At 42.0% G+C, this 26,535-nt stretch carries 13 protein-coding genes; 7 read left to right on the top strand and 6 right to left on the bottom strand.

Annotated features, from left to right (window positions below):
* Positions 1-63: 63 nt before the first annotated feature.
* From ACRD69_RS07445 to ACRD69_RS07420, 6 genes are all read right to left on the bottom strand, one after another.
* The gene (locus ACRD69_RS07445; RefSeq protein WP_430814451.1) at positions 64-429 is read right to left on the bottom strand and encodes a hypothetical protein; all 366 of its coding nucleotides are present in this window, start codon (positions 427-429) and stop codon (positions 64-66) included.
* A gap of 239 nt (positions 430-668) precedes the next feature.
* Positions 669-1,358 (bottom strand): response regulator transcription factor, encoded by a 690-nt coding sequence (locus tag ACRD69_RS07440; RefSeq protein WP_430814450.1) that lies wholly within the window; start codon positions 1,356-1,358, stop codon positions 669-671.
* Positions 1,355-2,914 (bottom strand): sensor histidine kinase, encoded by a 1,560-nt coding sequence (locus ACRD69_RS07435; protein WP_430814449.1) that lies wholly within the window; start codon positions 2,912-2,914, stop codon positions 1,355-1,357. The genes ACRD69_RS07440 and ACRD69_RS07435 overlap by 4 nt, the downstream gene beginning before the upstream one ends.
* Positions 2,915-3,286, bottom strand: coding sequence for a hypothetical protein (locus tag ACRD69_RS07430; RefSeq protein ID WP_430814448.1), 372 nt, complete (start codon positions 3,284-3,286; stop codon positions 2,915-2,917).
* A gap of 80 nt (positions 3,287-3,366) precedes the next feature.
* Entirely contained in the window at positions 3,367-3,591 is a 225-nt protein-coding gene (locus ACRD69_RS07425; RefSeq protein WP_430814447.1) for a hypothetical protein, read from the bottom strand.
* Positions 3,592-3,670: 79 nt separating this feature from the next.
* Complete coding sequence (locus ACRD69_RS07420; RefSeq protein ID WP_430814446.1) at positions 3,671-4,126, bottom strand: GNAT family N-acetyltransferase; 456 nt, start codon at positions 4,124-4,126, stop codon at positions 3,671-3,673.
* A gap of 159 nt (positions 4,127-4,285) precedes the next feature.
* On the opposite strand from ACRD69_RS07420, the gene ACRD69_RS07415 reads away from it, so the two are divergent.
* The 7 genes from ACRD69_RS07415 (at position 4,286) to ACRD69_RS07385 (ending at position 26,532) form a co-directional block, all read left to right on the top strand.
* On the top strand, positions 4,286-5,929 hold the full coding sequence (locus tag ACRD69_RS07415) for a tetratricopeptide repeat protein (protein ID WP_430814445.1): 1,644 nt from the start codon (positions 4,286-4,288) through the stop codon (positions 5,927-5,929).
* 435 nt (positions 5,930-6,364) lie between these two features.
* Positions 6,365-13,891: a S8 family serine peptidase gene (locus ACRD69_RS07410; protein WP_430814444.1), complete on the top strand. Its 7,527-nt coding sequence runs from the start codon at positions 6,365-6,367 to the stop codon at positions 13,889-13,891.
* Between the two features lie 53 nt (positions 13,892-13,944).
* Positions 13,945-14,367 (top strand): DUF4625 domain-containing protein, encoded by a 423-nt coding sequence (locus ACRD69_RS07405; RefSeq protein ID WP_430814443.1) that lies wholly within the window; start codon positions 13,945-13,947, stop codon positions 14,365-14,367.
* 627 nt (positions 14,368-14,994) lie between these two features.
* The gene (locus ACRD69_RS07400) at positions 14,995-15,147 is read left to right on the top strand and encodes a hypothetical protein (protein WP_430814442.1); all 153 of its coding nucleotides are present in this window, start codon (positions 14,995-14,997) and stop codon (positions 15,145-15,147) included.
* Positions 15,148-15,165: 18 nt separating this feature from the next.
* The gene (locus ACRD69_RS07395) at positions 15,166-22,776 is read left to right on the top strand and encodes a S8 family serine peptidase (protein WP_430814441.1); all 7,611 of its coding nucleotides are present in this window, start codon (positions 15,166-15,168) and stop codon (positions 22,774-22,776) included.
* 76 nt (positions 22,777-22,852) lie between these two features.
* Positions 22,853-23,278 (top strand): DUF4625 domain-containing protein, encoded by a 426-nt coding sequence (locus ACRD69_RS07390; protein ID WP_430814440.1) that lies wholly within the window; start codon positions 22,853-22,855, stop codon positions 23,276-23,278.
* Positions 23,279-23,457: 179 nt separating this feature from the next.
* Positions 23,458-26,532, top strand: a complete 3,075-nt coding sequence (locus ACRD69_RS07385; RefSeq protein WP_430814439.1) for a SusC/RagA family TonB-linked outer membrane protein — start codon at positions 23,458-23,460, stop codon at positions 26,530-26,532.
* Positions 26,533-26,535 lie beyond the last annotated feature (3 nt).

The raw sequence follows: 26,535 nt of genomic DNA, 5'->3' as shown, positions 1-26,535 counted from the left end.
TTAAAAGTAAGGATAATCAGTAATTTTCCAAAAATCGTATAAAAATCCAGGCGATTGGAGATATTAGTTTTCGACATGTTGGAAATTGATTGGGAAACGAACTGTTTTACCTTGTAGCGATGAGTTAACAGCATAAAAGTCCTTGTCCTTAAGTGTTGATACAACATAGTTCATTAATCTTTCGTCTTCACCGTTAATTTTATGGAAGATTAATTTGTTGTCTTTGTCAACACGAAACTTAACATATATCGTTTCCTTATTATCAGGTTTTAAATAGTCGAAGCTAGGTCCGCGTAATGACTTGCGAAGTTCTTTGTTCAATTGCTTGCAACATTTCTTCATTGCTACTTCTTCTGGCGTACGTGCCATAGTGGTGGTACTTAATCCGATTAAAATCACCAATACTGAAAATAAATTTCTTGCTTTCATAATTCAAGTTTTTAATGTGGTTTATAACTTATTTACAAAAGCAAATGTATAGGGCCAATAACACCACTTCGTCAAAAGGATGTCATCTGTTGTCATTAATTGTCATAAAAATGTCATCAGAATCGCCAATGTCATTATTTCAGGAAGAAGCAGGTGTACTAATGGTCAGCTAGTCAGTGGCATGGGGGTAATTGATGATTTCCTTAGCTATCGACTCAATAATCTAATGATTTAATAAGCTAACTACTTACCATCCGATATCCCATACCATGTACGGTAATAATTATTTGCGGATCATTGGGGTTGTCTTCAATCTTTTGGCGCAGCTTCAAAATGAAGTTATCAATGGTTCGTGCCGTTGGCTGAAAGTCATAGCCCCAAACATTATCAAGCAGGCTGTCGCGGCTTATGGTTGCGTTTTTATGCTTAAGGAAGTATTGCAGTATCTCAAATTCCTTGCTGGTCATTTTAACCACATCACCATCCACATGGGCCGTGAATGTTTCAAAGTCAACGCTTAGTCTGCCAATCTCTGTTTTTTGTGAGTTGGCCTGACCTGAACTTTTTTCTGTTCGTCGCATTACTGCCTTAACACGGGCCAGTAATTCGCGCAGGCTAAAGGGCTTTGTCAGGTAATCGTCACCACCCGATTCAAGACCTATCACCTTGTCTATTTCCTCACCCTTGGCAGTTAAAAAGATGATGGGCGTATCATTGTTTTCATGACGCACTTTTTTACATACGTCAAAGCCACTCATAAGCGGCAACATCACATCCAGCAATACCAGATCGTAGTTATTACTTAATATCTTAACCAAACCTTCTTTACCATCTGAAGCAGTATCTACCTCATAACCTTCAAATTCCAGATTGTCTTTTATGCCCGATTGCATATCGGGTTCGTCCTCAACTATTAATATCTGTTTCATCGTTTATTTACTTTGTTGGTTGGTAATAATATTCTAAAACTACTGCCGGAGCCTTCTGTGCTTTCTACTTCCATTTTACCATTGTGCGATTCAATGATATGGTTTACAATGCTTAAACCAAGTCCCGATCCTTTGGCATGATGAGCCAGTGCACCTTTGGTAACACGGTAAAACTTTTCAAATATGTGTTTTTGCTCTTTGACTGGAATGCCAATCCCCTTGTCGCTAACCTCTATAAACTGGTATATACCTTTGAGTCCGGTCGTTATTGTTATTTCCTTAATGTCGGCACTGTATTTAATGGCATTATCCACCAGGTTGATAAGGCTTTCTGTAATAGCCTGCCTGTCGCCTTCAATGGAAACCAGAGATTCGTCTGTTTCTATGGCTACATCAAAACCTTTTTTAGTAAAATGATACTCATAGTTGTTTACCACCTCGTTCACTACTTCATTGATCTCAAACTGGGCGAAATGTAGTTTCTGACGCCCGCTTTCAATGCGCGAAAAGTTAAGGATATTATTTACAATGCCCGAGAGACGCTGGGTTTCCTTATAGATAATGTCGTAGTATTTATGACGCTTACTTTCGTCTTTTAAGCGACCCAGCTGCAATGTTTCGGCATACATGCTTATGAGTGCAAGGGGCGTTCTTATCTCGTGCGAAACATTCGACACAAAATCTGACTTTACTTTAGCCAGGTGCAGTTCCCTCTTCACATTCCTGTAAAAAAGCCAGGCACCAACGATCAGCATAATATCGACTAAAATAAGCAGGCCAATGTTTTGAGTGGCTCTTTTATTAGCCAGTTCACTGATGCTTATGCCAACAGGTAATATTCCCAGCGAGTAGTCGGGTAAGAGCCATATAGCCTGTTCTTTTATCACTTCATCAGGTGCCTCGTTCAACAGGCTCGACGCGATCAGTTCATTGGTTTTAATATGCCTTACAACTATAACCAGGTCGTTACCGGCAGCCATTTGAATGCGTGGTGAAAGGGCATTACTGATAAAATACCGGGCGTCAAGCAGCAGTATGTTCAAATATGTACTTTGTTCGAGCTCAGTTATAAATACAAGCATTGACAAGTGTTTCTGATACTCAAGATCTATACCTATTACCTTGCGGTAGCCACTTTTTATGTATCGCTTGAGCTGATCTATTTCTTTCGTATGCGCCAGTAACTGTTCGGTTATTTCCTGTTTAAGCGTATCATTGGCAATGCTAAAGGCACCGAGATTCAGGGAAGCAGAATCAATGGGATGTACTATCAATGATTTAACATGCTTATTGTCTTTCAGCACTATTTCGCTGGTGCCGGTATAATCTTTAAGGTTGATGTCTTTGTAAAAGACATCGATCCAGTTATTGGTTATATCGTCGGTGTACTGGTTTATCGAGAATAAAACAGACTCCAGCTGCTTGGTGTAAATCGATTCAATGACCTCCTCCTGATCATTGAGTTTTAATAACTCAATGGCAGTGAATAACGATGTGGGAATAACAAGGAGTAATCCCACAATTAACCAGGGTTTTATGATAATGCGTTTGGCCATTTACCTTCTGTTACGTTTAGAGTCGTAATGTAATAAGTTGAATTGATTTATTTTTGTTCGCTGGTTATGCCTGGCTGATGAGCTGGCAATAACAGGTAAGGCAATAGTAGCGTAGGCTATAAAGCCATATTGAAAGAGAAAATAGCTTGCTGTTAAGGCCGGAAAGAAAGCAATCAAACCAGTAATCGCAACTGTTTTATCAGCAACGGCTTTCACGTCATCAACATGAATTTTAGTTATCTTATTGCATCTTTTGCAGGAAACATCAAACTCCTTGCCTTTAGCCTTGGCCAGATCGATTCGGTCTGCTATCCAGAAAGACGGAATTTTAATTTCTTCCTGACAATTGGGACATGTGCTTATTAACTTCATTTTAGTTGGCTTGATTGGCTGTTAAGTTTTGTCTTATTATCCTTAAGTTTAATAGTCTATCGACCTGGTGACCTATATACCTAATCCGGTATTTTAATGTGTTCCGGTTCTTCTTGCTGAAATTGTCTCATTTCGTCAATCACCAACTGCATGTCATCCAAAAAATCTTCGCTGCACCCTTTTTGCCGGGCTACTTCAAGATAAGCTTCCATGGCTTCGACAGCGCAAATATCGGTGCCAGCTATAACAAAAGCAGGCCAGTCATTCTTGAGGCATTTATGTAATATGGCTTTCTGATCCTTCATTTAAATGTTGTTTGACTTTAAAAGTACAAATAATATTCTGTTCGTCTTGGGCCGCATCATAGCTATGCAGATTACAATTCTAATCATGGGTACTATATTTCAGTTCCATTTTCAGATGCGGAATACCATCCTCAAGGTACTCGTCAGAGATTATATTATATCCCAGGCTTTGATAAAATGCTTTCAGGTATTTTTGGGCACTTATTTGAATAAGCTCCGATTTCCAGTTTTCAAATATCCATTGGGCGGCTTCTTCCATTAATTGCCTGGCCAGGCCTTTAAAGCGGTAATCTTTATGCACAACCAGGCGCCCTATTGATGTATGTTTAAATCGTGTCCCGCCGGGAAGCATACGCACATAACCAACCACATGGCCGTTATCTGTTGCCAAAAGATGATAAGCCAATTCATCATTTCCGTCTATATCGTTATAAACGCAATTTTGCTCCACTACAAATATCTCAGCCCTAAGTTGGAGAGCGTTATATAACTCTTTTAAATTTAATTCGTTAAATGGCTTTATTGTTAAATTCATTTCTTATATTCATATTAAAATTAGCATTGAATATAAAAATCTTTTAGCAGTAGACGCAACCATCCCCCCTAAAAATTAGTCTAGGGCTTGGGGAATTGTAAAACATCGCTGAAATGCCGGCTTAACCCTGCAATGGATATTTCAGCAAAATACATGTATATGGAAACACGATTACGTAAAGCTACTTATAGAATCCATTTTATAATTGTACTGCTTTTGGCAACAAGTATGCAAGGGCTGTTAGCACAAGAACAGTTTAAAGTTGATAGTCTGCTCGCTAAGTACAATACCAGTGAAAGTAATGCAGACCGGGTAGATTTACTTATAAAAGTATCCTTTGAATATGAGCATAGTGATATCAAAAAAAGTTTTGAGTATGCCAACAGAGCGTTGATTGAGTCGGAAGATGTTGAAAAGTATGAGATAAGGGCGAAAGCTTTAAATAACCTGGGTGTTGTTTTTCTAAGAACAGGTGCCTATGCCAAGGCCACCGAAATGTTTTTGCAATCAAAAGCACTCCTGGAAGATAACGAAGATTTTATGCGCCTGATCGGCGTAGAATTGAACCTTGGAGCGGTACGTTTTCATTTGGAAGATTATGATGGTGCCTTAAAGCATTTTAACGATGCACTGGAGTGGAATACTAAATTGCTCTCTGAAGGCAATGATATATACATGCGACAGATCCAGATATTCTACATAAATATTGGTAGTATATATATGGAACAAGATAAATATTCGGCTGCAATAGAATATTTTGAAAAAGCATTGGCTGAATCCATCAGGAATAATGACCTGGTGCAGCAGGGAATTGCCAATAATAACCTGGGTGATTTATACCTGCGTATTAATGAGCCATCAAAGGCATTGCCATATATCAATGAGGGACTAAGGGTAAGAAAAGAAGACAATAACCTGATGGGTATTGCCAGCTCCTATGACTTGCTGACTGATTATTTCCTTTCTGTTGATAACATTGATAGTGCTGAATATGCCAATAATCAGGCTGTTGAATTTGCTGAGAAAATTGAGTCATTGAACTTTATGGAAAAGGCCTACGGTCATAGGGCGGAGATTTATGAGTTAAAGGGAAATTATAAATTAGCTAATACAGCCCTGAAGAAGTTTCATGAGACAAAAAACAAAGCGGTCAACGAGTCAGTTGTTGAAAAAACAACACGACTGCAGCTTGAATATGAGTTTAATGCCATGCGCGAAGAGCGGGCTGAAAAGCACTTCAGACATATGGTAACGGTCTATGCTATTCTTGGTGTTGTTATCTTTCTGCTTGTAGTTTTTGTATTGTTATACAGCCTGTGGCGAAGCAGGGCCAAGCGGGTTCACACCGAGAAGGAAAGCCTTGAAAAAGATCTTGAATTAAAGAACAGGGAGTTGACAACCAACGTCATGTACCTGTTGAAGAAGCACGAATTGATTAATAACGTTTCGGGGCGTTTGTTACGGTTAAAAACCAAAATGAAACCTGAGAATAAAGAATCTGTACAACGTATTATTTTTGATTTACAGGGAGGTGCTGAACCAGAGGTATGGGAAGAGTTTGAATTGCGTTTCCAGAATGTACATACCGATTTTTACAGGAAACTGGAGAAGCTGGCGCCTGATCTGACTCCATCGGAACTGAAAGTTTGTGCTTTTCTTAAACTCAACATGAATTCCAAGGAAATTTCAGCATTGATACATCAAAGTACCAAAAGTGTTGAAGTGAAACGGTCGCGTATTCGTAAAAAGTTAGGTTTGACAAATACCGATATTAATCTTATTAAATTTCTTTCAGAGCTATAGAGTTAACCTTTTTTGAGTATAAAATACACCAAGGGCTTTTGCGTAACCGCAAGAGCCTTTTTTTTGTCTTCTGCCTGATCATATTTTGCTTCTTTTCCGAGGGGTGAAAATTCTGTATTTCATAAAAAACGATCAGGAATCACCTTGAATATCCACATGGGCTATTTTGATGACTGCGAAGTTAAACTGTTAGATAATGAGGTTCTTAGTGTTTGTTGTAGTGGTAAAAATACGGTTGGTTTTACCCCTGATAGTACTAATTCTATGGAGAACAGTTTCATAGGAGTAATAACACTGTGTGCTTAAAATTTCAGCTCCATTTATGTGCCTCTATATTGCAACTGAAACTGGTACAATCCAGAATTCTTAAGTAAAGAATCGCGTTCGTGATGGTTGGTTGATCAAAAGCGTTCGTAAAATTTTAAAATCAATAAAATGAAACGAAGACTACTAATGAAATTCAATCTGGTCGTTATAATCATGACCTTGATGGTAGCTGGACTTCATGCCCAGCAGTATGTTGACGGGAAATTAAAAGGAAAGATCAGGGTGAAGGTCCGGACCTCTTCATTAAAATCCATGTCAAGACTCAAATCTACAAGTAAGGGTGTTGAAACCGGTATAGTAGCATTTGATGCTGTTTCAAAGCAAATTGAAGCTACTTCAATCAGGCGGATCATTCCATATTCGCCTAAATTTGAAGATAAATACAGAAAGCATGGCTTAGATCAATGGTATGTTATTGAGTATGATACGGGTTTTGATCCACAGCAGGTGGTCAATGAGTATGCTAAGATTGATGAGGTAGCCTATGCTGAAGTTATCAGGGAAGTGTCAGCGGGCAATGCTGTACCTGCCAAAACCTATTCGTCCGCAGAAATCAATAATATGCCATTTGACGATCCAAGACTGGATAAACAATGGCATTACCATAATAACGGTACAGTGCGTGAAGGCGCCGTAGCGGGTGCTGATATCAACCTGTTTGAAGCCTGGAAGGTACAAACCGGTTCTTCAGAAGTGGTGGTGGCTATTATTGATGGAGGTATAGATATTCTGCATGAGGATTTAAAGGATGCTGTGTGGGTTAATGAGGCAGAGCTAAATGGAGAAAACGGCGTTGACGATGATGAGAATGGTTATATCGATGATATCTATGGTTACAACTTTGCCAGAGAAAGGGCTGAAATAGAAGCGCACTTTCATGGCACGCACGTTGCCGGTACAGTAGGTGCCATTAATAATAATGGTATTGGCGTAAGTGGTATTGCCGGTGGTGATGGTATCAATCCGGGTGTTAAATTAATGTCGTGCCAGATATTAGTTGATAACGGTTCTCCCGGTGGTATGGCTGAAGCATTGATTTATGCGGCTAATAACGGTGCTGTTATCGCCCAGAATTCATGGGGATGGCCATCACCTGACACCTATGAACAAATTGTGCTGGATGCCATTGATTATTTCATAGAAGAAGCAGGTGCTTATCAAGGCTCTCCTATGAAAGGTGGAGTGGCCATTTTTGCAGCCGGTAACGAAGGGGTTGATGCCAAATTTTATCCCGGAGCTTACGAACCAACAGTGGCGGTCGGGTCCATTGATTACACCAATAAAATGGCCTATTACTCATCTCATGGTGACTGGGTGGACGTGAGTGCCCCGGGTGGAAATATCAGTGAAGGTGAAAATGGTGGTGTACTGAGTACTTACCCTGATAATTCATATGGATTTACACAAGGTACATCTATGGCTTGTCCGCATGTTTCAGGTATTGCTGCATTGGTGGTATCAGAACATGGTGGAGCTGATTTTACAGCTGATAAACTGAAGCGCCATCTCATTACATCGGTTAATGACCTTGAACCATATTTAACAGCTTCACAGTCAGGTAAGCTGGGTTCTGGATTTATTGATGCGGCCAAAGCTTTAAAGTCAGGTTCGGTAAGTAATCCTCCTGCACAAGTAAGTGACCTGGTGGTGCAAACCTCTCAGGATGAAGCGAAGGTAGAGTGGAGTATTGTAGCTGATCCTGATGATGAGATAGGCAGTAGCTATACTTTATACTGGAGCAATAAAGCATTTGACGCAAGCAGCCTTGAAAGTGCAGCCTCAACAATTATCAACCGTTACTTTGATAAAGTAGGTGATAAAGTTGAATACACATTGGAAGACCTTGATCCTAAAACGGAGTATTATTTTGCTGTAAAAGCGTTTGACCGATGGGGTAACGCTTCTGAATTGTCAGATGTAACAGTAAAGGCAACCAACAACGGCCCTGCCATTGAGTTAGTGATCAATGAGCCAGAACTAACTATTGATGTGGCAGGTGCTTCACAAATTATTTCAAACATTCAGTTGAATAATAACGATGAAGGTTTGTTACAGTGGAGTTCATACATTGGATTGGCAGGAACCCAGCTGGATGATTACAGCCTGGGTATTCATCAGCCGGTGGAGGCTGACAGAAGCTTTAGTATAAATATTAAGGCGAGCGAGGTCAATAGTTATGAGACCATTGATGCCCCTGTCGCGTTATCAATCGATGATCGTTTGTCATATAACTCGCAAGCTTCATATGTATATATTGGAGAGGAGGATACCAGTCTGCCCAATTCTGCAGCGACACGATTCAATGTCCAAAGGAATTTTAATGTTACAAGTTTCTGGGTTGATCTGAATATTGATCCCGAATATGGTCCGGCCACTATTGAGTTTTATAAAGGGGCTCAGATACATGATGCACAATTAATAACTTCGCAGGAAATAGAACCGGTAGGCGCCTACCAAAGTGCATACTATGTAACTATGGATGAGCAGGTTTACCTGGAAGCTAACAACTATTACTGGGTGGTAGTGCACACGCCTGCGGGCAACCTGTTCCCACTGGGATTAACAAAAGAAAGTGAAACGTGGCAGTCGGAGAACTGTTTGTTTAGCAGCAATGGTGGACAGAGTTGGGAATTTGTGAATGATGTATATGGTGAAACAGATGACTGGATCTGGAAAATAACCCTTCGTAGCCTGAACGCTCACTTGGGTGATTACATCACTTTATCACCTTCAGCCGGTGAATTATCAGGTAACGGTAGTCAGGAACTACAATTGACAGTCAATGCAGAAACGCTGATTGACGGGACTTATACAGAACACCTGGTCTTTGCATCAAACGACCCTGTCAATAGGTTAATCAAAAAGAAAGTGACCATTGATGTTGATGGCCATGAACCTATACTGAAATCGCAATCTATCATCGATTATGGTAATGTGTTTATAGGTAAAAGCAAGACCTTAAATATACAGATTGCCAATGAAGGTTATACGGGTTATTACCTGCACGAATCACAAGTAATTTCCGATAATCCTGATTTTAAAATCGACCATGTAAGTTCTTCTTTCATTCCGGCAAGGGGTGAAGCTTCTGTTCAAATTTCTTATACACCATCAACAGCCGGAGCTCAGTATGCAGCCATTCAGATGAATAACGGGCAGTTCTCGCATTCATTTAAGTTGGCTGGTACTGCCGTTGAACCGGCTAAAATTCAGATATCACCGGCTACGGCATCAATCGGTACCGGCATGACAGTAGGTGATGCGGTTGCACCAGTTTCTTTCGATATTACCAATGCGGGTAACTATCCTTTGAGTTATGCCATACCGGCATTTGCTGAAGGGCAAAAAGTGGAAGGCTTAGAGCGTCCTGTCAATGACTTTGGTTATTCTTACTCATATGTCCTGGATCTTGGGCCTAGCTATCAGAATGTTATCGGTATTGAGCATGGATGGAAGGACATTACCAACGGAACCAGTATTCTGGATCAATTGAAGGGCATGGATTATGGCGTTGAGCTGGATCTTGGATTCTCGTTCCCGTTTTATGACCGCTTTTATGACAAGGTATGGGTGAATGAGCAAGGTGTGCTTGTGTTTGGAGACAATGGAAACCTGCGAATTAATACCAATACCAAAACCGATTTAAGCAGAATCCGCTCACTGGATATGATCTCTGCAGCCATGTTGGATGCTGACTTTGAAAGTAAGCAGGCCAATGTGTATTATGAAAGAGCCAATGGCGAATTCAGGGTTCACTACCAGTATGTTAAAATGGGCGGACGCACTGTTGACCTGCAAATGGTTTTATCGGCCAATGGTGACTTTGATATACTTTTCAGGCAGGTATCAAAAGACGGCGGTAAAAAACCAGATTACTTTGTTGGTATAACAGATAAGGAGAATGGCGGACATGCCTATGCTTCCAACAGTAATTACCCGCTATCCTTTGGTGTTGAAACAGATTATAACTCACACTTTCATTTCAAACATCCGGGTGAGAATATGGTAACAGCAGCCACCAATGCTTATGGTACGCTATTGCCAAACGAATCGGCCACGGTAACATTAAGTTTTGATACCCAATCGGCTTTGCAGGGTGATGTATTCCAGCGTATTCCGGTTGTCAGCAATGATGTAAGTGCGCCAATGTCTATTTTTGAAGTAACAGCCAACTTTATAGCTGGTGGAGCATCGGATGTTGGATTAGCAATTGATACCCTTGATTTTGGTAATGTGTTTAAAACGTCAGTACAGGAACTGACACTACAGATTATCAATAAGGGAACAGCCAGTGAAGATATAGTAAGTGTTGATTTCGATAATAGCGATTTTAGCAGCAGTGCTGAACTACCATATGCAGTAGGTCCGCGTCAATCGGTTTATCTGCCAATCGCTGTTAATACCTCAGTGGCTAAAGAAATAGCAGGTGTAGCAAGCCTGACACTTGAGAACGGAACTGTATTTAAGGTTGAATTGATGGCTAGTGTTAAGGAGAATCCGCTAATATCAGTCACACCTGTTGATGGATTTAACGAAACAGTGAATGCACGTTCTTTCAGGGATGTTAATGTAACAGTAAGTAATACCGGATTAGGGCAATTGGAAATGGGAGTTATTCCTAATGAATGGTTTTACCCGGTTAACAGTGAATCAAAAGTGGGTGCGATCGATGAATATGATTACACCTACTCAAAAGGTTCAGGTAATGGTTGGATCGATATCCTGGATGTAGCAAAAGAATCGAACCTGTTGGAAAACATGTGGTATGACGGCACTATGGATCCTTATATTGCCGTTCCTTTAAACAAGCCATTCTATTATTACGGTCAGGAATACAATACGGTTTATATCGGTGCCATGGGCTGGATCACCTTTGAGGAACCAACTGATCTTAATAATATATTCGGAATGCCTGTAGAGTTTCCGGCCTTTGATAAGTTTAAAGGTGTTTTAGCGCCTATGGTTGGGCCACACAATAATGCTTCCAGAACAAGCTACCCGGAAACAGGTATCTACCATCATTATACAGATAATAAGTTTGTGGTTACTTTCCACCAGTTTGTAGACTTAACAGGGGCAATGAGTAAGCCATACAGCTTCCAGGTGGTGTTGCATGATAATGGTCGAATTGACTTTAACTATAAGCACTTCGAACAAGTAAAGGTTTACGGTATCATTGGTATTGAAAATCCTGACGAAACAGAAGGCCTGATAATGCATCATGATTTGTTTAATGGTGCTTATGAGCCATTCTCTTATACCATTTTCCCGGTTAAAAAGCAGTTGATAGCGCCTCAGGGTGAAACTGTATTATCAATGCGTATTGATACAGAGAATCTTTATGACGGTACTTATAACTATGATCTGCCGATCATCAACAATTCTGTAGAAACACCGGAGTTAACTGTACCGGTTAATTTAACGGTTACCGGACAAGCTGATATTACGGTCGAGAACATCGATTCGGAAGTATGGTATGTGCAGGATTCGGTATATGTTCAGGGTTTTAAAATTAAGAATCAGGGAACAAAAGCCATTCACTTAGCATCTTCTGCAACAAATAAGGACAGTGACCTGAAAGTAGAATTTTACTATCCCGCAGCAGGTAATTCTGTTAGCGGATACCCGGAAGGTTATGTGGCAATAGATGATTTTATCGGAGATCAGATATATGCACAGCTATTCTTTGGTCAAATATTGGTGGAAGATGGTTCTGTATTAGAGCCTGGAGAGGAATGGCAGTGTTATGTAAGCTATTCTCCATCAGTGGTTGGTTCATCAACCGCATCATCAAGTATTTATGATGTTGACGGTAATGTGGCTGTTACATGGAATGCCACTTTAACTAGCTTACTTCCTCCGCTTGCTTCCATTGGTGATGATATCATTGTTATGGCAGATAATAATACACACCAGGAGGTTCGTCCATTGGCCATAGGTAATACAAGTGGTAACAGCGAACTTGAGTGGAGTGCTAAGCTTCGGTTTACCCGCGGACAGGAAGCTCCTGAAGATGCCTATGTTACAACAACATCAGCTGAAGCAGCTATGGCGCTTGAGGCAGCATCGGCAACAGATCTGAAAGTAGGTACTGGCTCTGGTCTGAAGGCCGATGTGGCTTATAACAGAACCCTGAAGCACACTGATGAAGAGGAAGTGGAAAACTGGCTTGGCTTTGGTTTTACCACAGCATTTGTATCAGGTACGCAGTTTACCGTGCCAAATGATGGCTTCTTGTTATCGCATGTGGAGACCTGGTTCCGTCATGAGAATCAGTCGTCAGGAACATTATATGTGGAGATCATGGCAGGAGGTACTTCCATTGAGCATGCCAGCATCATTGCTAAAGGGTCTTATCAATATGACGAAGAAGGTTATGGTGATGTTGGTAAATTCCATACCATTGAGTTGGATGAGCCTGTTTTCCTGTATCCCGGAGAAGATTTCTATGTGGTGATCAGGTATCCGCTGGGAGTTGGTAATCCTCAGGGTAAGGTTAACGATTATGCCAATGCGACAGCAGGTCGTTACTTCTTCCAATACGATGGCGAGTGGGCAGATATCTACGCGTCACAATTCTTCGACAATGCATTTTTGGTACGTGTACATGAGCTTGAATTTAAAGAAATGACCTGGCTTAAGCTGGCACAAACAACAGGAACCGTTGCTGCAGGTGAAAGCTTTGACCTGGGAATTACCTTTGATGCCGCTTATGCGCAAGAGTACATAAATGCGGCCGATATCACGATAACGACAAATGATCCGCTACATAAAGAGTTACATGCTGATTTATTCCTGTTAATGAATGAAGGACCTAAGTTCAAACATCTTGAAGGTCTTGATAAGATCGATGAGAACACAGTGTCAAGCCTGAAGTTCGCTGTCAAGGATATGGAGCAGGATAATTATACCGTGGAATTAGTGTCAGCCATGGATTGGGTAGAAATAACAAAGAATGAAGGTGGAGAAGTGGAGTTGACGCTGACGCCTGATTATTTCGCACAAGGTTTACATGATATTGAATTCCTTGGGAAAGATGAGCACAATGAAGAGACAAGCTACATTTTCCCCATTGAAGTGATCAACATCAATCGTGATCCATATTTTACCTATGAAGCGCTGAAAGATACCATCATGGTATTAGAGCATGGTGCTCATGAAATAGCCTTTGAGGAGCTAATAGCCGATAGGGATATGGATGAGATGAATTACAATGTGACATTGAGCAACAATGATGTTATCGATATGTATGTAGGCGACAATGGCATTGTATTAACACCAATTACAATCGGAAATGTTGATCTGTCTGTTTCAGGTACCGATGAATACGGAGCGAAGTTAATTGGCAGCTATACGATCACCGTGGTGAATCGCACGGGTATCAGCAGTATGGAAGAAGGAGGAGTGGAGATCTATCCTAATCCGGCCAGTGATTTTATCAAGGTACGCTGGAATAATCAGAACAGTGATGAGGTTCAGCTGCGATTGATTAATGCGGGTGGCTCTGTTGTTGATGAAGCATATGTAAGAGGCTCTCAACACACTTTCTCTGTAGGTCATCTGACTCCCGGAGTATATATGCTTGAGCTGGTTTCAGGAAGTGAAACAGTGATAAGCAAGCTTGTAAAACAATAAGATAAAACAGCCAGGTAAGACTGGATCTTGCCTGGCCTTAAAATTCATTAGATATGAAATATGTAACACGTTTTTTATCAATACTGTTGGCTGTTGTACTAATGTCATCTTGCGGCAGCGACGACGAATCAGTTGATCTGACGAAGCCAACGGCCGATATCCGTTTAACACGTGAAAGCGGGGCCTATAGTCCTGGTTCTTCTATTTTGATAGATGCTGACTTTGCTGATAATAAGGCGCTTAAGGAGTGTCAGGTGACCATTGCCAGCACCCGCTCACTAAAGGGATGGGATACCGATTGGGATGCAGAGATGGATAAGATCGTATTAAACGGGACAGATTTCAGCCTCAAGGGAACAAGGGTGCTGGAAGATATTCCTGTTGATATCTATTATGGCGAATACCGGTTGTCATTTAAGGTTTTGGACGAAGCCAATAACTATAGTATCTATTCAATAGATATTGTTATTGAATAACTGTTACCATAAACTAAGGAGAGAGGCCGGTTATGCACTATGCATAACCGGTTTTTTTTGATTTGTATGTTATCAGATAATGATCTCTTGGGTATATGTCTTTATGTCATTGGCTCCTGTTTTGTTGCTTTATGGCTTCTTTAAATCAGCATGCGAAAGAGGTAAAATCACGATTCTAAAGGGTTATTTTATACATGCTCCTCCGGCTTGAGCATGTATAGTTCCTGTTATTATACTTATAAAACGACTTTGTTTTATGCACTTAACGTTATGTAGACTTCCGGATAACAAGCGATGCTGAAATGCAGCATTAAATGTGTCTCAATTAAGTCCGTTTTCTTACACAAATACACTCCCGGGGATTTGGGAATGCCACTTTTTAAGGATTTTACAATGGAAGTTCCGGTGTTTTTTAAGTGTCAGTATGTCAGTTGGTAAGGTGTTGTTTGTAGTGCTCTTATTAGGTTTAAACAGAGTGTGTGAGCAGTAATTCTAAGGAGTTAATTAAATGTGCAGCATTATCACTGTGCTCCTAAATTTTATGGCCTGTTGCATTGCCATTACTTTGGCCGGTGCAAACTAAGACACCCCGATAATTAGACAGTTTTCGAATTAAAAATTTGTCCGATGACTAAGAAGAAAAAAGCAGAAGTAACAGATGAAGAGATCAAGCAACTCATTGAGCAAAATGAAGTGCAAAAAGAGGCGCTTAAAAAAATCTTAAAGGGTATGGTAAGAACAGAGAAGAGTAAAAACCAACATTTACTTAAATCAAAATAGTTATTCAAAATTCATAATATGAAAGGAAAATTACTACGTCATATTCTATGCTTGCTTTTTGGCCTGTTTATTTTGACAGGCGAGATGGCAGCGCAAGAATATGTTAATGGTCAGCGTCAAGGAGCCATTCGGGTTAAAATGAACGCGATGCTCCAGTCCAATTTAAAGAGTATTAAGAATACTAAAAAAGGTGTTGAAACGGGTATTGTTGCTTTTGATGCGGTATCTGAACAGGTGGCGGCGCACAATATGAAACGTGTGTTTCGTTACTCACCTAAGTTTGAAGAGAGGCATAAAGCTGCCGGCTTACACCTGTGGTATCAGCTTGAGTTTGATAATAAGCTTAACCCAGAAGAAGTAGCACGTCAATATGGACAACTGGCTGAAGTATCAGTGGCCTCTGTTATTCCTGAAGTTAAGCTGATAGGAGAAGAGGCCAGCCCTGAACCAATGGCTACCAATGCTACGGCTGCCTTTGATGATCCTTTTTTAGGTGACCAATGGCACTATGATAATGATGGTACGACAGCTGATTGGGCCGTTGAAGGAGCTGATATTAACCTGTCGAAAGCCTGGGAGATCGAAACCGGTTCGTCTGATGTGATTGTAGCTATTATTGATGGTGGGGTACAGTACGATCACCCTGACCTGGAAGCAGCCATGTGGACCAACGATGCCGAGCTAAATGGTATTGAAGGTATTGATGACGATGGTAATGGATTTGTAGATGATATTTACGGTTATAATTTTTGTCAGTCGAAAGGTGAGATTGTGACTCACTACCACGGTACACACGTGGCGGGAACAGTCGGAGCCATCAATAATAATGGAACGGGTGTAGCGGGTATTGCCGGTGGTAATGGAAGTACACCAGGTGTTAAGCTGATGAGCTGTCAGATATTCACCGAAGATGGTGCTGCCGGTGGTTATGCCGAGGCCATTGTTTATGCTGCTGATATGGGAGCTGTAATTGGGCAGAACTCATGGGGCTGGTCTGCCGATGGTTTATACGACCAGGCTGTACTGGATGCCTTGGATTATTTCCATGCCAATGCGGGGTCCTATGCCGGAAGTCCGATGAAAGGTGGTGTATCCATCGTTGCGGCCGGTAACCTTGGATATGAACTGGATATTTATCCTGCTGCCTATGAACCTTGTATTGCTGTAGCGTCTATAGGTCCTGACTTCAAGAGGGCATCATATTCAGTATATGGTGACTGGGTGGATATTTGCGCTCCCGGTGGAAATACCGGTTATGCTAAAGAAGCAGGTGTCATGAGTACATACCGTGATGGTGGTTATGCTTATTTGCAGGGAACATCCATGGCTTGTCCGCATGTTTCAGGTATTGCTGCTTTGGTGGTTTCCAAATTCAAAGGCCCTGATTTTACAGCCGACCAGTTAAAACAACACATACTGACCTCTGTTCATGATGTTGAACAGTATCAGACGGAAGACTATACAAAAGGTAAACTGGGAAATGGTTACATCGATGCCTGGATGGCCCTTCAATCGGGTGATCCTTCAGTTGTGCCGACCCGCGTTAATGACTTAACGGTTGAGACAGCCCAGGATTTCGCGTCTTTATTCTGGACAGTTGTGCCGGATGCAGACGATGAAAAGGCGGTTAGCTATAATGTTTACTGGAGCAAAGAGCCGTTTACAGAAGCTAATATCCAAACGGCCGGTTCTGCTGTTGTCAATCAGTTTTATGCCAATGTAGGTGATGAGGTAACGTATACCATCACAGGACTGGATGCACAAACTGATTATTACTTTGCCATTAAAGCCTTTGACCGCTGGGGCAATGGTTCTGAACTATCAGATATAATGCTGGCTAAGACCAATAATGGTCCTGAAGTAGTTATGGGCGATGCTTTGAGTTTTGACATAGATGTTAAGACCAATGCCAGTACCTCACAACTTTATTCATTCAGTAATGTTGGCGAAGGCGTACTAAACTGGAAAGCACGTATTGGTCTGGATAGTTTAAGTCTGGTTCCTTTTGCAAAAGAAAGTGTGACCTATCCCAACTTTCAATCCGCACCGGCTTTAACAGGAGTGGGATCGGAAGATCTATTGGTAGATGGCTTAATAGCTGCTCCTTTTTATAAAACGATCGATGATCGTATGCGCTATGTGGAGTTTGCTTCTCAGGCGACAAAAATAATTGGTGAGAATGATACGACTATTACCAACTCGGCCGCTACCTGGTACAAGGTAGATGATGAAAATGGCTTCAACCTCACACATATGTGGTTAAGCCTGAGAGTTGATCCTAAAAAAGGGCCGGTTGTAGTTGAAATATGGAAAGGTGGTGTATTGAGGGATGCAGAATTGATCTCGGCCCAGAACCATACACCTAAATCAGAAGTTTGGCACGCAACTTATGTGCAGTTGGAGGAACAAATTCACTTTGAACAAGGTGATGTGTATTGGGTGGTTGTGCATATTCCATCAGGAAATCTATATCCATTGGGTATCCAGGAAGAAAGCGAGGAGGAATATTCCGATCGTTGTTTCATGAGCTTTAATGGTGGAGCTACCTGGGAATCGCTTGCATCGGCCATCAACAAGGATGAGTATGTATGGTCGTGGGCCATGCGCAGCACCATGAACGATTTAGGCGATTATATTAGCCTGTCACCAGCCGAAGGTGTGCTAAAGAGTAATGAGAGCCAGGAAATAACGATCGATGTTGATGCGGCTAATCTGATTGATGGTTATTACGAAGAAAATGTAGTGGTGCTTTCTAACGATCCGAAAAACCGCATTGCCCGGGGAAAAGTACAGTTCAATGTAAGCGGTCACGAGCCAAAACTGAATTCAGTAAAAACAGTAGACTTTGGTAATGTCTTTGTGGGAGCAAGTCTTACCTATGATATTCAAATTGCCAATGAAGGTTTACGCGGATACCAGTTGTTGGCCGATGGTTATACTTCAAGCCTGCCAGATGTTTTTATTGCTGAAAAGGTAGTAAGTGGAGAAACCATTCCCGCATTGGAAGACGGTTGGGTGCGCGTTACTTTCGCCCCAAATGCAGAAGGTGTATTTAACGCCAGTATCAGCCTGAACAATGACCAGGGATATACCCATCAGTTTAGTGTACATGGTGTTGCTGTTATCCCTGCCAATATTGTGGTGGCAGATACTGAGCATGGAACGAATGAAATTACCATACCAGGTGATCTGACGGTGGGAGATGCCATTGCTAACAGAACGTTCACCATTTCCAATGATGGTAAATACCCATTGCACTATAAAGTACCGAAGTTTGCACCTGACTATGAAGTGGAAGGACTGGCAAAGCCGGTAAATAACTTTGGATACAGCTATGACTATGTGCTCACTGATCAGCATCCTGAGGGATCAACAACAGCTGATAAAACTGCTGCTCATAACTGGGAAGATATCAGTGCTGATGGTGTTCGCATTGATGAGGCCTTAAGGGGACCTGAATATGCTGTTGAAGCAGAAATTGGTTTCTCATTCCCGTTCCGCGATCGTTTCTACAATAAAGTATGGATCAACGAACAAGGGGCATTGGTATTTGGTGACGATGGTAATAATAACCTGGATTATGTGTCCGGTTCTACCATAAGTAACCCAAGTTGGTTGCGCGATTTCGATATGATCACGGCTACCATGATGAGCCCTGAGTATAGCGATAACTCACGTATCTTTTATCGTCAGGAAGAGGGAATGTTCCGTGCATTCTACAAGAACGTAAAGTATGCAGGAGCAGGAGTTGGTGTGGATATGCAGATCGTTTTACATGCCAGCGGAGATGTGGATATCCTGTTTTACAAGTCTATTTATTCTCCAGCATTCCTGATCGGTATTGTAGACAAGGAAAATGCTGATGTGGCCTTTATTCATAACAGCGATTACCCCGTGTTATTTTCAAAGGGTAGCAAATCCAATGCCTATCACGATTACTTCCATTTCTACCATCCCGGAGAGAATATAATGACTAATGTGACCAATCCGTCAGGTACAGTGCAACCGGGTGAATCAGTAGAGCTGGAAGTATCCTTTAAGACCGACGGCGTACTGCAGGATGCCATCTACGAACGATTGGCTGTTGTCAGCAATGATCCTGATATGCCGGTAACTAAATATACAGTCAATGCCAACTTCGTGGCTGGTGGACAAGCTGCTTTAGAGGCAGAAACAACAGAGATCAACTTTGGTGACGTATATAAAACCGATGTTGTTGAAATCACTACTTTGTTAACCAACTCAGGTACTGCCGATATTCAGGTGACTGACATTCAAATGTCTGGTGTTGATCAATTCAGCACGACTAAGATTGCAGATCTGCCTGTTGTGGTTAAAGCTCGTCAATCGGTTCGTATACCTGTTAAAATAAATACTGGTATTCAGGCTGATCCGGCTGCAGGCTTACTCGAAGATGTGATGACCGTTACCGATGAAACGGGTACTGCTTATGAAATTACACTCAAAGGTAATGTGGTGGAGAACCCGATTATACGTGTGACACCTGAAACGGGTATCAGTCATACGCTTAATTCAGGAGAAAGCTATGAAACACAGATCACTGTGTATAACGATGGCGATGGCGAGCTGGAGTATGCGGTTGTACCAACCAACTGGTATTACCTGAATAACCAGGCAGAAGGTACTTCAGACTTCAGAGAGTTTGATTATGTGCATGTTCAGGGCGATGGTGCCGGATGGACCGATATTACAGAAACGGCAGCTAATACCAACCTGGAATCAAAATTCCTTGACGATAACCTTGCTTATTTTACCTTGCCTTTGGACCAGAGTTACCCCTATTACGGTGCTCAATACGATACCTTGTATATAGGTTTAATGGGCTGGGCCTCTTTTATCAAGCCTGAGATTGAGAGTTGGCAACAACGTCCGTACATGATCCCGCTTGAAGATAATATACCTGGCGTCATAGCCCCAATGGCGGCTTTTCACCTGCCATACTATTACTCGCGTTCTCAAAAGCAAGGTGTTTATTATCAGGAAGAAGATGATCGAGTTATCGTTTCATGGGAAGATTTCTTCCCGGTAGCAGGTGGTCGTTTGGAATACAGCTTCCAGATGATCATCCATAACAACGGATCGATCGATTTCAACTACCGTAACCTGGACAACCCAAGCATTTTTGCTTTAGTTGGTGTTGAGAATCCTACACAGGAGGACGGCCTGTTGGTCTGGTTCGACTATATGCCGGGTAATACGAAACTGATGTCGTACACAGTATCTCCGGTAGAGAAGAAACGTTTGGCTCCAAAATCATCAGAAGTAGTTGATCTGCTAATGGACGCATCAAGCCTGTTTGATGGAGTCTATACCTCTGACCTGCATGTCCGTAATAACGCCGTTGGAAAGGCTGATGTTTTAATCCCAATGGAATTAACGGTTATTGGCGCGCCAGACGTTCAGGTAGAAGGTAATGATGCCGGTCAGGTATGGTATGTTGAGGGTGAAACATATGATAAAGAATTCACCATTAGGAATGCAGGAACCAAAACCGTTTATCTGCAGAGTGGAGCCTTATCATCTAACCCTGAGATAAGTGTCAGCTATAAACACCCTGAGGTATACAATCGCTTTGGATGGGTGGTGAAAGAAGCAGGACTGATTCCTTTGCAAAACTTTGTTGGTAAAGTAGTGACTTACAATGCCGGTCGTGAAATCATCGTACTTGGAGATGGTACTAAAATGGAACCGGGTGATGAGTGGACCATGGTCTTGCACTATACGCCTGCCTCACCAGCTCTTTCCAAGAGTACATTAACATTAACAGATACAGACCTGGCTAAACCTTTAAATTGCGAGTTAAGCATTGAAAGTAAACTGCCTCCGGCTATCACTCTTAGTGATGAGCTTATTACAGTCAGTGCTGATGTGGATAACTATACCACAACGCGCGATATCGTGATCGGTAATGTACTTGGTTCTGGTGATTTGGAGTGGGACATTGAAATGGTGTTTAACCGTGGTAAAGAAATAGATGTAGCCGCCGTTAACTCTACCCTGAAATCTGCAGCGATCGCACCTTTATCGCAAGGAAAAGCTGTTAGTGGCAATGATCATTTAAAGTCAGCTGTTGCCGATGAATATAATCGTACCATTAGCTATACAGATGCATCAGTCAAAAACAATAACATAGGATTTGGTGCCGGTCTGTCATTTATTTCAGGTACTAAATTTAAAGCGCCGGCCGATGGCTTCCTGCTTTCACATGTGGAGACATTCTACATACGTGAGTCGGTATTGAGTGGAGTTATCACTGTTGAGATCAAGGCAGGTGGTAATAATATTAATGACGCGATCACTGTGGGTAAAGGACAAATAAGCCTGGCCTTTGATAATGCCGATGCCGATGTGGGGGAAAGCGTTAGTATTGAGTTGGATGAGTCGGTGTTTATCTATCCGAATGAGAGCTTTTACGTAGTGCTTACCTATCCGCTTGGAGTAACTAAACCACAGGGAGTTGTTTATACCGATCAGGAAAATATTGTTGCCGATCGTTTCTTCTTCAATTACCAGGGCGATTGGTTTGATATGTACACACAGGGTGGCTTCCAGGATATGGTGTTTATGGTGCGTGCACATGAAATGAACTATGAGCAAAAAACATGGTTGAGCATTGACGCAGCCAATATGAGTGGAGTGACGACCGTTGGTAATTCTACTACCATTCCATTGAGTTTCTCTGCAGCCAATGCACAGGAGATCAGAAATAATGCTCAATTGATAATATTCAACAATGATCCGTTGAATGATACGATGATCGTGGATGTTAACCTGTTGATGAATGAAGCTCCGTTTGTTGAGTTGGTTGAAGGCAGTCAAAAGGTGGATGAAACACGCGCAACAACACTTACTTTCAGGCTGACAGATAACGAGGGTGATACTTTTACCAACGAAGTGATAACCGACCAGGACTGGATAAGTGTTGTTGATAACACCTCGGAAATAGTTCTTACTGCTACTCCGGGTTACGATGCCCAGGGAGTTCATGCATTCGATATTGTTTCAACCGACGAGCATGGTGTGCAACGCAGCACTTCGTTTGATATTCAGGTATTGAATGTGAACCGTGCTCCTGAATTCATGTATGAGTTGCGCGATACAATAGCCGTTATGGAACATGGTAATTTTGAGCTTGTATTTGCCGATGTGATCAACGATATCGACAATGATAAAATGTATTACTCTTATGAAGTAGCCAATAGTGATGTGCTTGAACTGATGTTAAGCGACAACAGGGCGGTTCTGAAACCACTCACAATAGGTTCGTCTGAAGTCAGCATTTCCGGTCGCGATGAATATGGTGCCGGTATTGAAGCAACATACAATATTACAGTGGTAAACCGCACAGGTGTCGATGATAAACAGCTGGCAGGTGTTGAGGTTTATCCTAATCCGGCAAGTGATTTCATTACTGTTACCTGGTTTGAAAATGCCAAAGATGCGGCCATTCGATTGATGAATGCAGCAGGTGAGGTGGTGATGCATGAGCAGGTTAATATTTGGTCGTCAGCAACCAGAGTAAATATAGCTCACCTAAGTAATGGTGTTTACATGCTTGAGCTAAGGGTTGATGATGAAGTATTTGTACAAAAAGTGGTTAAACAGTAATAGGTTAAAGGTTGGGATGGGAGCCCTGTCACGCGGGGCCCCATTCTTTTAACACAATTGCAAAAAGAAATTCAAAATGAAGCAATTACTAAAAAATACAGCAATCATCCTGGCTACAGTTCTTTTATTCAGTTCATGTGGTTCTGACAGTGAAGGTGTCGATTTGACAAAACCAACAGCTGATATATCCTTAACCCGTGATAGTGGTGTTTACACACCCGGCTCATCCATTCTGATAGATGCCACATTTATGGATGATACGGCATTGAAAGAATGCCAGGTGACTATTGCCAGCCTGCGCTCATTAAAAGGCTGGGATACCGATTGGGATGCTGAGATGCATAAAATCAGTCTGTCAGGCACTGAAATGAAGTTGTCAGGAACACGCATACTGGAAGATATTCCAACAGACATCTATTACGGCGACTACCAGTTGTCTTTTAAGGTATTGGATGAAGCCAATAACTATACAATCTATACAATTGATATAACAATTAACTAAAAGCATTTGAGAAGGTTGACATAATTAGTTTAGCCGGAACAACCAACTAGTCACTTTCTCAGGTTTGTAGCTACACTACAGATTACTGTATTACCGGCCACGCAACGGCGTGGTCTGTAATACCTATGTGCTTTAGCAAAAGAACATACACAGTCATATTGAATAATAAAACAAAATTTATGAAACGGATTTTACATACGTTATTGTTCTTGTTTATACTTGGTGTAGGGCTTGTAAGTGCCCAAACACAAACAGTTACAGGTACAATAACCGATGCTACTGATGGCACTGGGATACCCGGAGCCACCATTTTGGTTAAAGGAACAACCGTTGGTACCATTACCATGTTCGATGGTACATATGCGTTAGAAGTTCCTGCTGATGCTCAAACGCTGGTATATTCATTTGTGGGCATGACAACCCAGGAAGTGACCTACACCGGTCAGTCAGTTATTGATATTGTTTTGGAAACTGAATCAATAGGTGTTGAGGAAGTGGTGGTATCAGCCTATGGTACCAAAGGTAAGGTTGGTCTGAAAGGGGCTATCTCGGTTGTGGAAGCTAAAGACCTGGAGCAAATGCCGGTCGCTACCTTTGACCAGATGTTGCAAGGTAAAACCACTGGTTTGCACATTTCAACAGGATCAGGACAGCCTGGCTCAGGAAGTACTAAAGTGCGCATTCGTGGTTCGGGTTCCATTACCAGTGGAAACGAACCTTTATACGTGGTTGACGGTGTGCCCATTGAAAGCGGGGCCTTTGCTTCATTGAACGCCAACGACTTTGAAACAGTAAGTGTATTAAAAGATGCTTCATCAACAGCCATTTATGGTTCCCGTGCATCCAACGGTGTTATCTTGATCACGACCAAGCGCGGTAAAGAAGGTAAAACACAGGTGAATGTTCGTCATCAAACAGGATTCTCGGTGAAAACACAAGAGAAGTTTGACATGATGAATTCAAGCGAGAAGCTTTGGTTTGAAGAAATTGCCAGGAAAGGACCGGGATGGGAGCTAAGCCCTTTAAATCCCAATTATCAATTGATGTCGCCAGAAGCACGCAGTGCACAGGAAGAGGAGTTAGCACGCTTGAGAGCTGTTGAAACAAATTGGAACGATATTGTATTCCGCACTGGTAAAACAATAAGTAATGAAGTTAACTTCTCGGGTGGTAGTGAGAAAACACGTTTTTATGTGGCTTACCAGAACTATTACCAGGAAGGATTGTCTGACCGCTCAGATATGCAACGTCATGCAGGTCGCTTAAACCTGGACCACAATATATCAGATAAGGTGAAGTTTGGAATGACGACATCCATCGGTCAGTCAGAGATCAATCGCATCGAAAGTGAGGGCGGTATTGCATTAATGAACCCATTTGCGGCTGTTTACCTGGCTAACCCATGGGAAGAGCCTTATGACGCCAATGGTGATCCTGAACCGGGTTTTTATAATTACAAGAACCCGCACCTGTCTGATGAAGAAAACAGCAAGTTCTACAATCCGTATAGTAAAACAGGTGCCAATATGCTCGATCAGATGAGTAAATCGACCAACAAAGCTGAAGAAACCAAGTTTGTCGGAGCCTTTAACCTGACATGGGATATCATTGATGGTTTATCAGCTAAAACTCAATATGGTATTGACTATCGTAATACACTGGGTGAACGATGGATCAGTCCCGATGCCTGGACGTCACTGCAGTCGGGTGAGGGAGACCTGGGGCGCCAGGGGTCGATCACTGAGTCCTATAACCGCCGTGTGGAAAAGACATTTACCAATACGCTTGACTATAAAAAAGTAATAGCAGACAGGCATATTATTTCAGCGGTGATTGGTTCAGAATACATCAAGAACGATTACTTCAGCTTTGGTTTTACCGGGTACGGATTGGAAGAGAAACTACCGGAAACACCAGCTGCCATCACCCCTGGAACCGCAGAAAATAATTTTATCCCTACCGTCGGCGGGTCCAAATCAGAAAGAGCCCTGTTCTCTCTGTTTTCGATGCTTAACTATACTTTAAACGATAAGTATACCTTTAGTGGTAGTTTACGTCGCGATGGTTCATCGGCCTTTGGTGCCAACTACCAATACGCCATTCTTTACTCGGCAGGTTTAACATGGGACATCACGCGTGAAAACTTTATGTCGGACCTATCATGGGTCAACAACCTGAAGTTTCGTATCAGTTACGGTACAACAGGTAACCAGGGCGTAGGAAATTATGAATCGTATACCCTGTGGTCCAATAATTCATACGTTGGAGATCCGGCCTATATGCTGGCTCAAACAGGTGATCCTGATGTGAAGTGGGAGATCGGTCATAAGTTTAATACCGGGTTTGAGTATAACCTGTTTGCCAACCGTCTGAATGGTTCACTGGATGTGTATAACGACATTACTTCCGATCTGTTTATTGTACAGAAATTCTCAGCCTGGGATGGTGTTGTGGGTAATGCCAAACGCACCAATGCCGGTAAAGTTCGCAACCGTGGAATTGAATTTCTGATCAATTACGATGTTATCAGAAGCAGAAATTTAAGCTGGACCATTGGAACGAACCTGTCGTACAATGAAAATGAGATACTGGATCTGGGGCAGGTGACCGAGTTTGAACAGGGAACATCCATCGTGCGTGAAGGATTGCCACTGGGTTCTCATTATATGGTCGAATGGGCAGGAGTTAACCCTGCCAATGGTAATGCCCTGTATTATACCAAAGACGGCGAATTGACAGAGAAATACAGTGCCGATGATAATGTGGCTAAATTTGGGACTTCTAACCCGCCATTTACCGGTGGTATTAATACCTCATTAAGCTATAAAGGGATTGAGTTAAGCGCCCAATTTACCTTCGCCGATGGTTTCTCGCGTTTTAACAACCAGACCTTCTTCCAGGAGAACCCGAACTTTGCACAGTTTAATATGTCGACAGCCATGCTGGATGTATGGCAGCAGCCTGGTGATATCACCGAGATACAAGGGGTGCATTCACAGCGCGAATTCTCGTCGAAAGACATAGAGGATGCTTCTTACATGCGCTTCCGTAACCTGATGATCGCTTATAACCTGCCTGGTAAACTGTTACAGCGTAGTGGCTTTATCAGCAAGGTACGAGTATATGCTCAGGGCCAGAACCTGTTTACATGGACTAACTGGAGCGGTTTTGATCCTGAAGATAGCAATAACATTGCCAGCTATGAATATCCTACACCACGTGTTTTCTCTTTTGGTGTTGATGTATCATTCTAATAA

The sequence above is a fragment of the Carboxylicivirga agarovorans genome (assembly GCF_050589845.1).
GTDB lineage: Bacteria > Bacteroidota > Bacteroidia > Bacteroidales > Marinilabiliaceae > Carboxylicivirga > Carboxylicivirga agarovorans.
The sequence above is the reverse complement of the archived record's forward strand: the minus strand, read 5'-3'. Positions and strand labels throughout refer to the sequence as shown.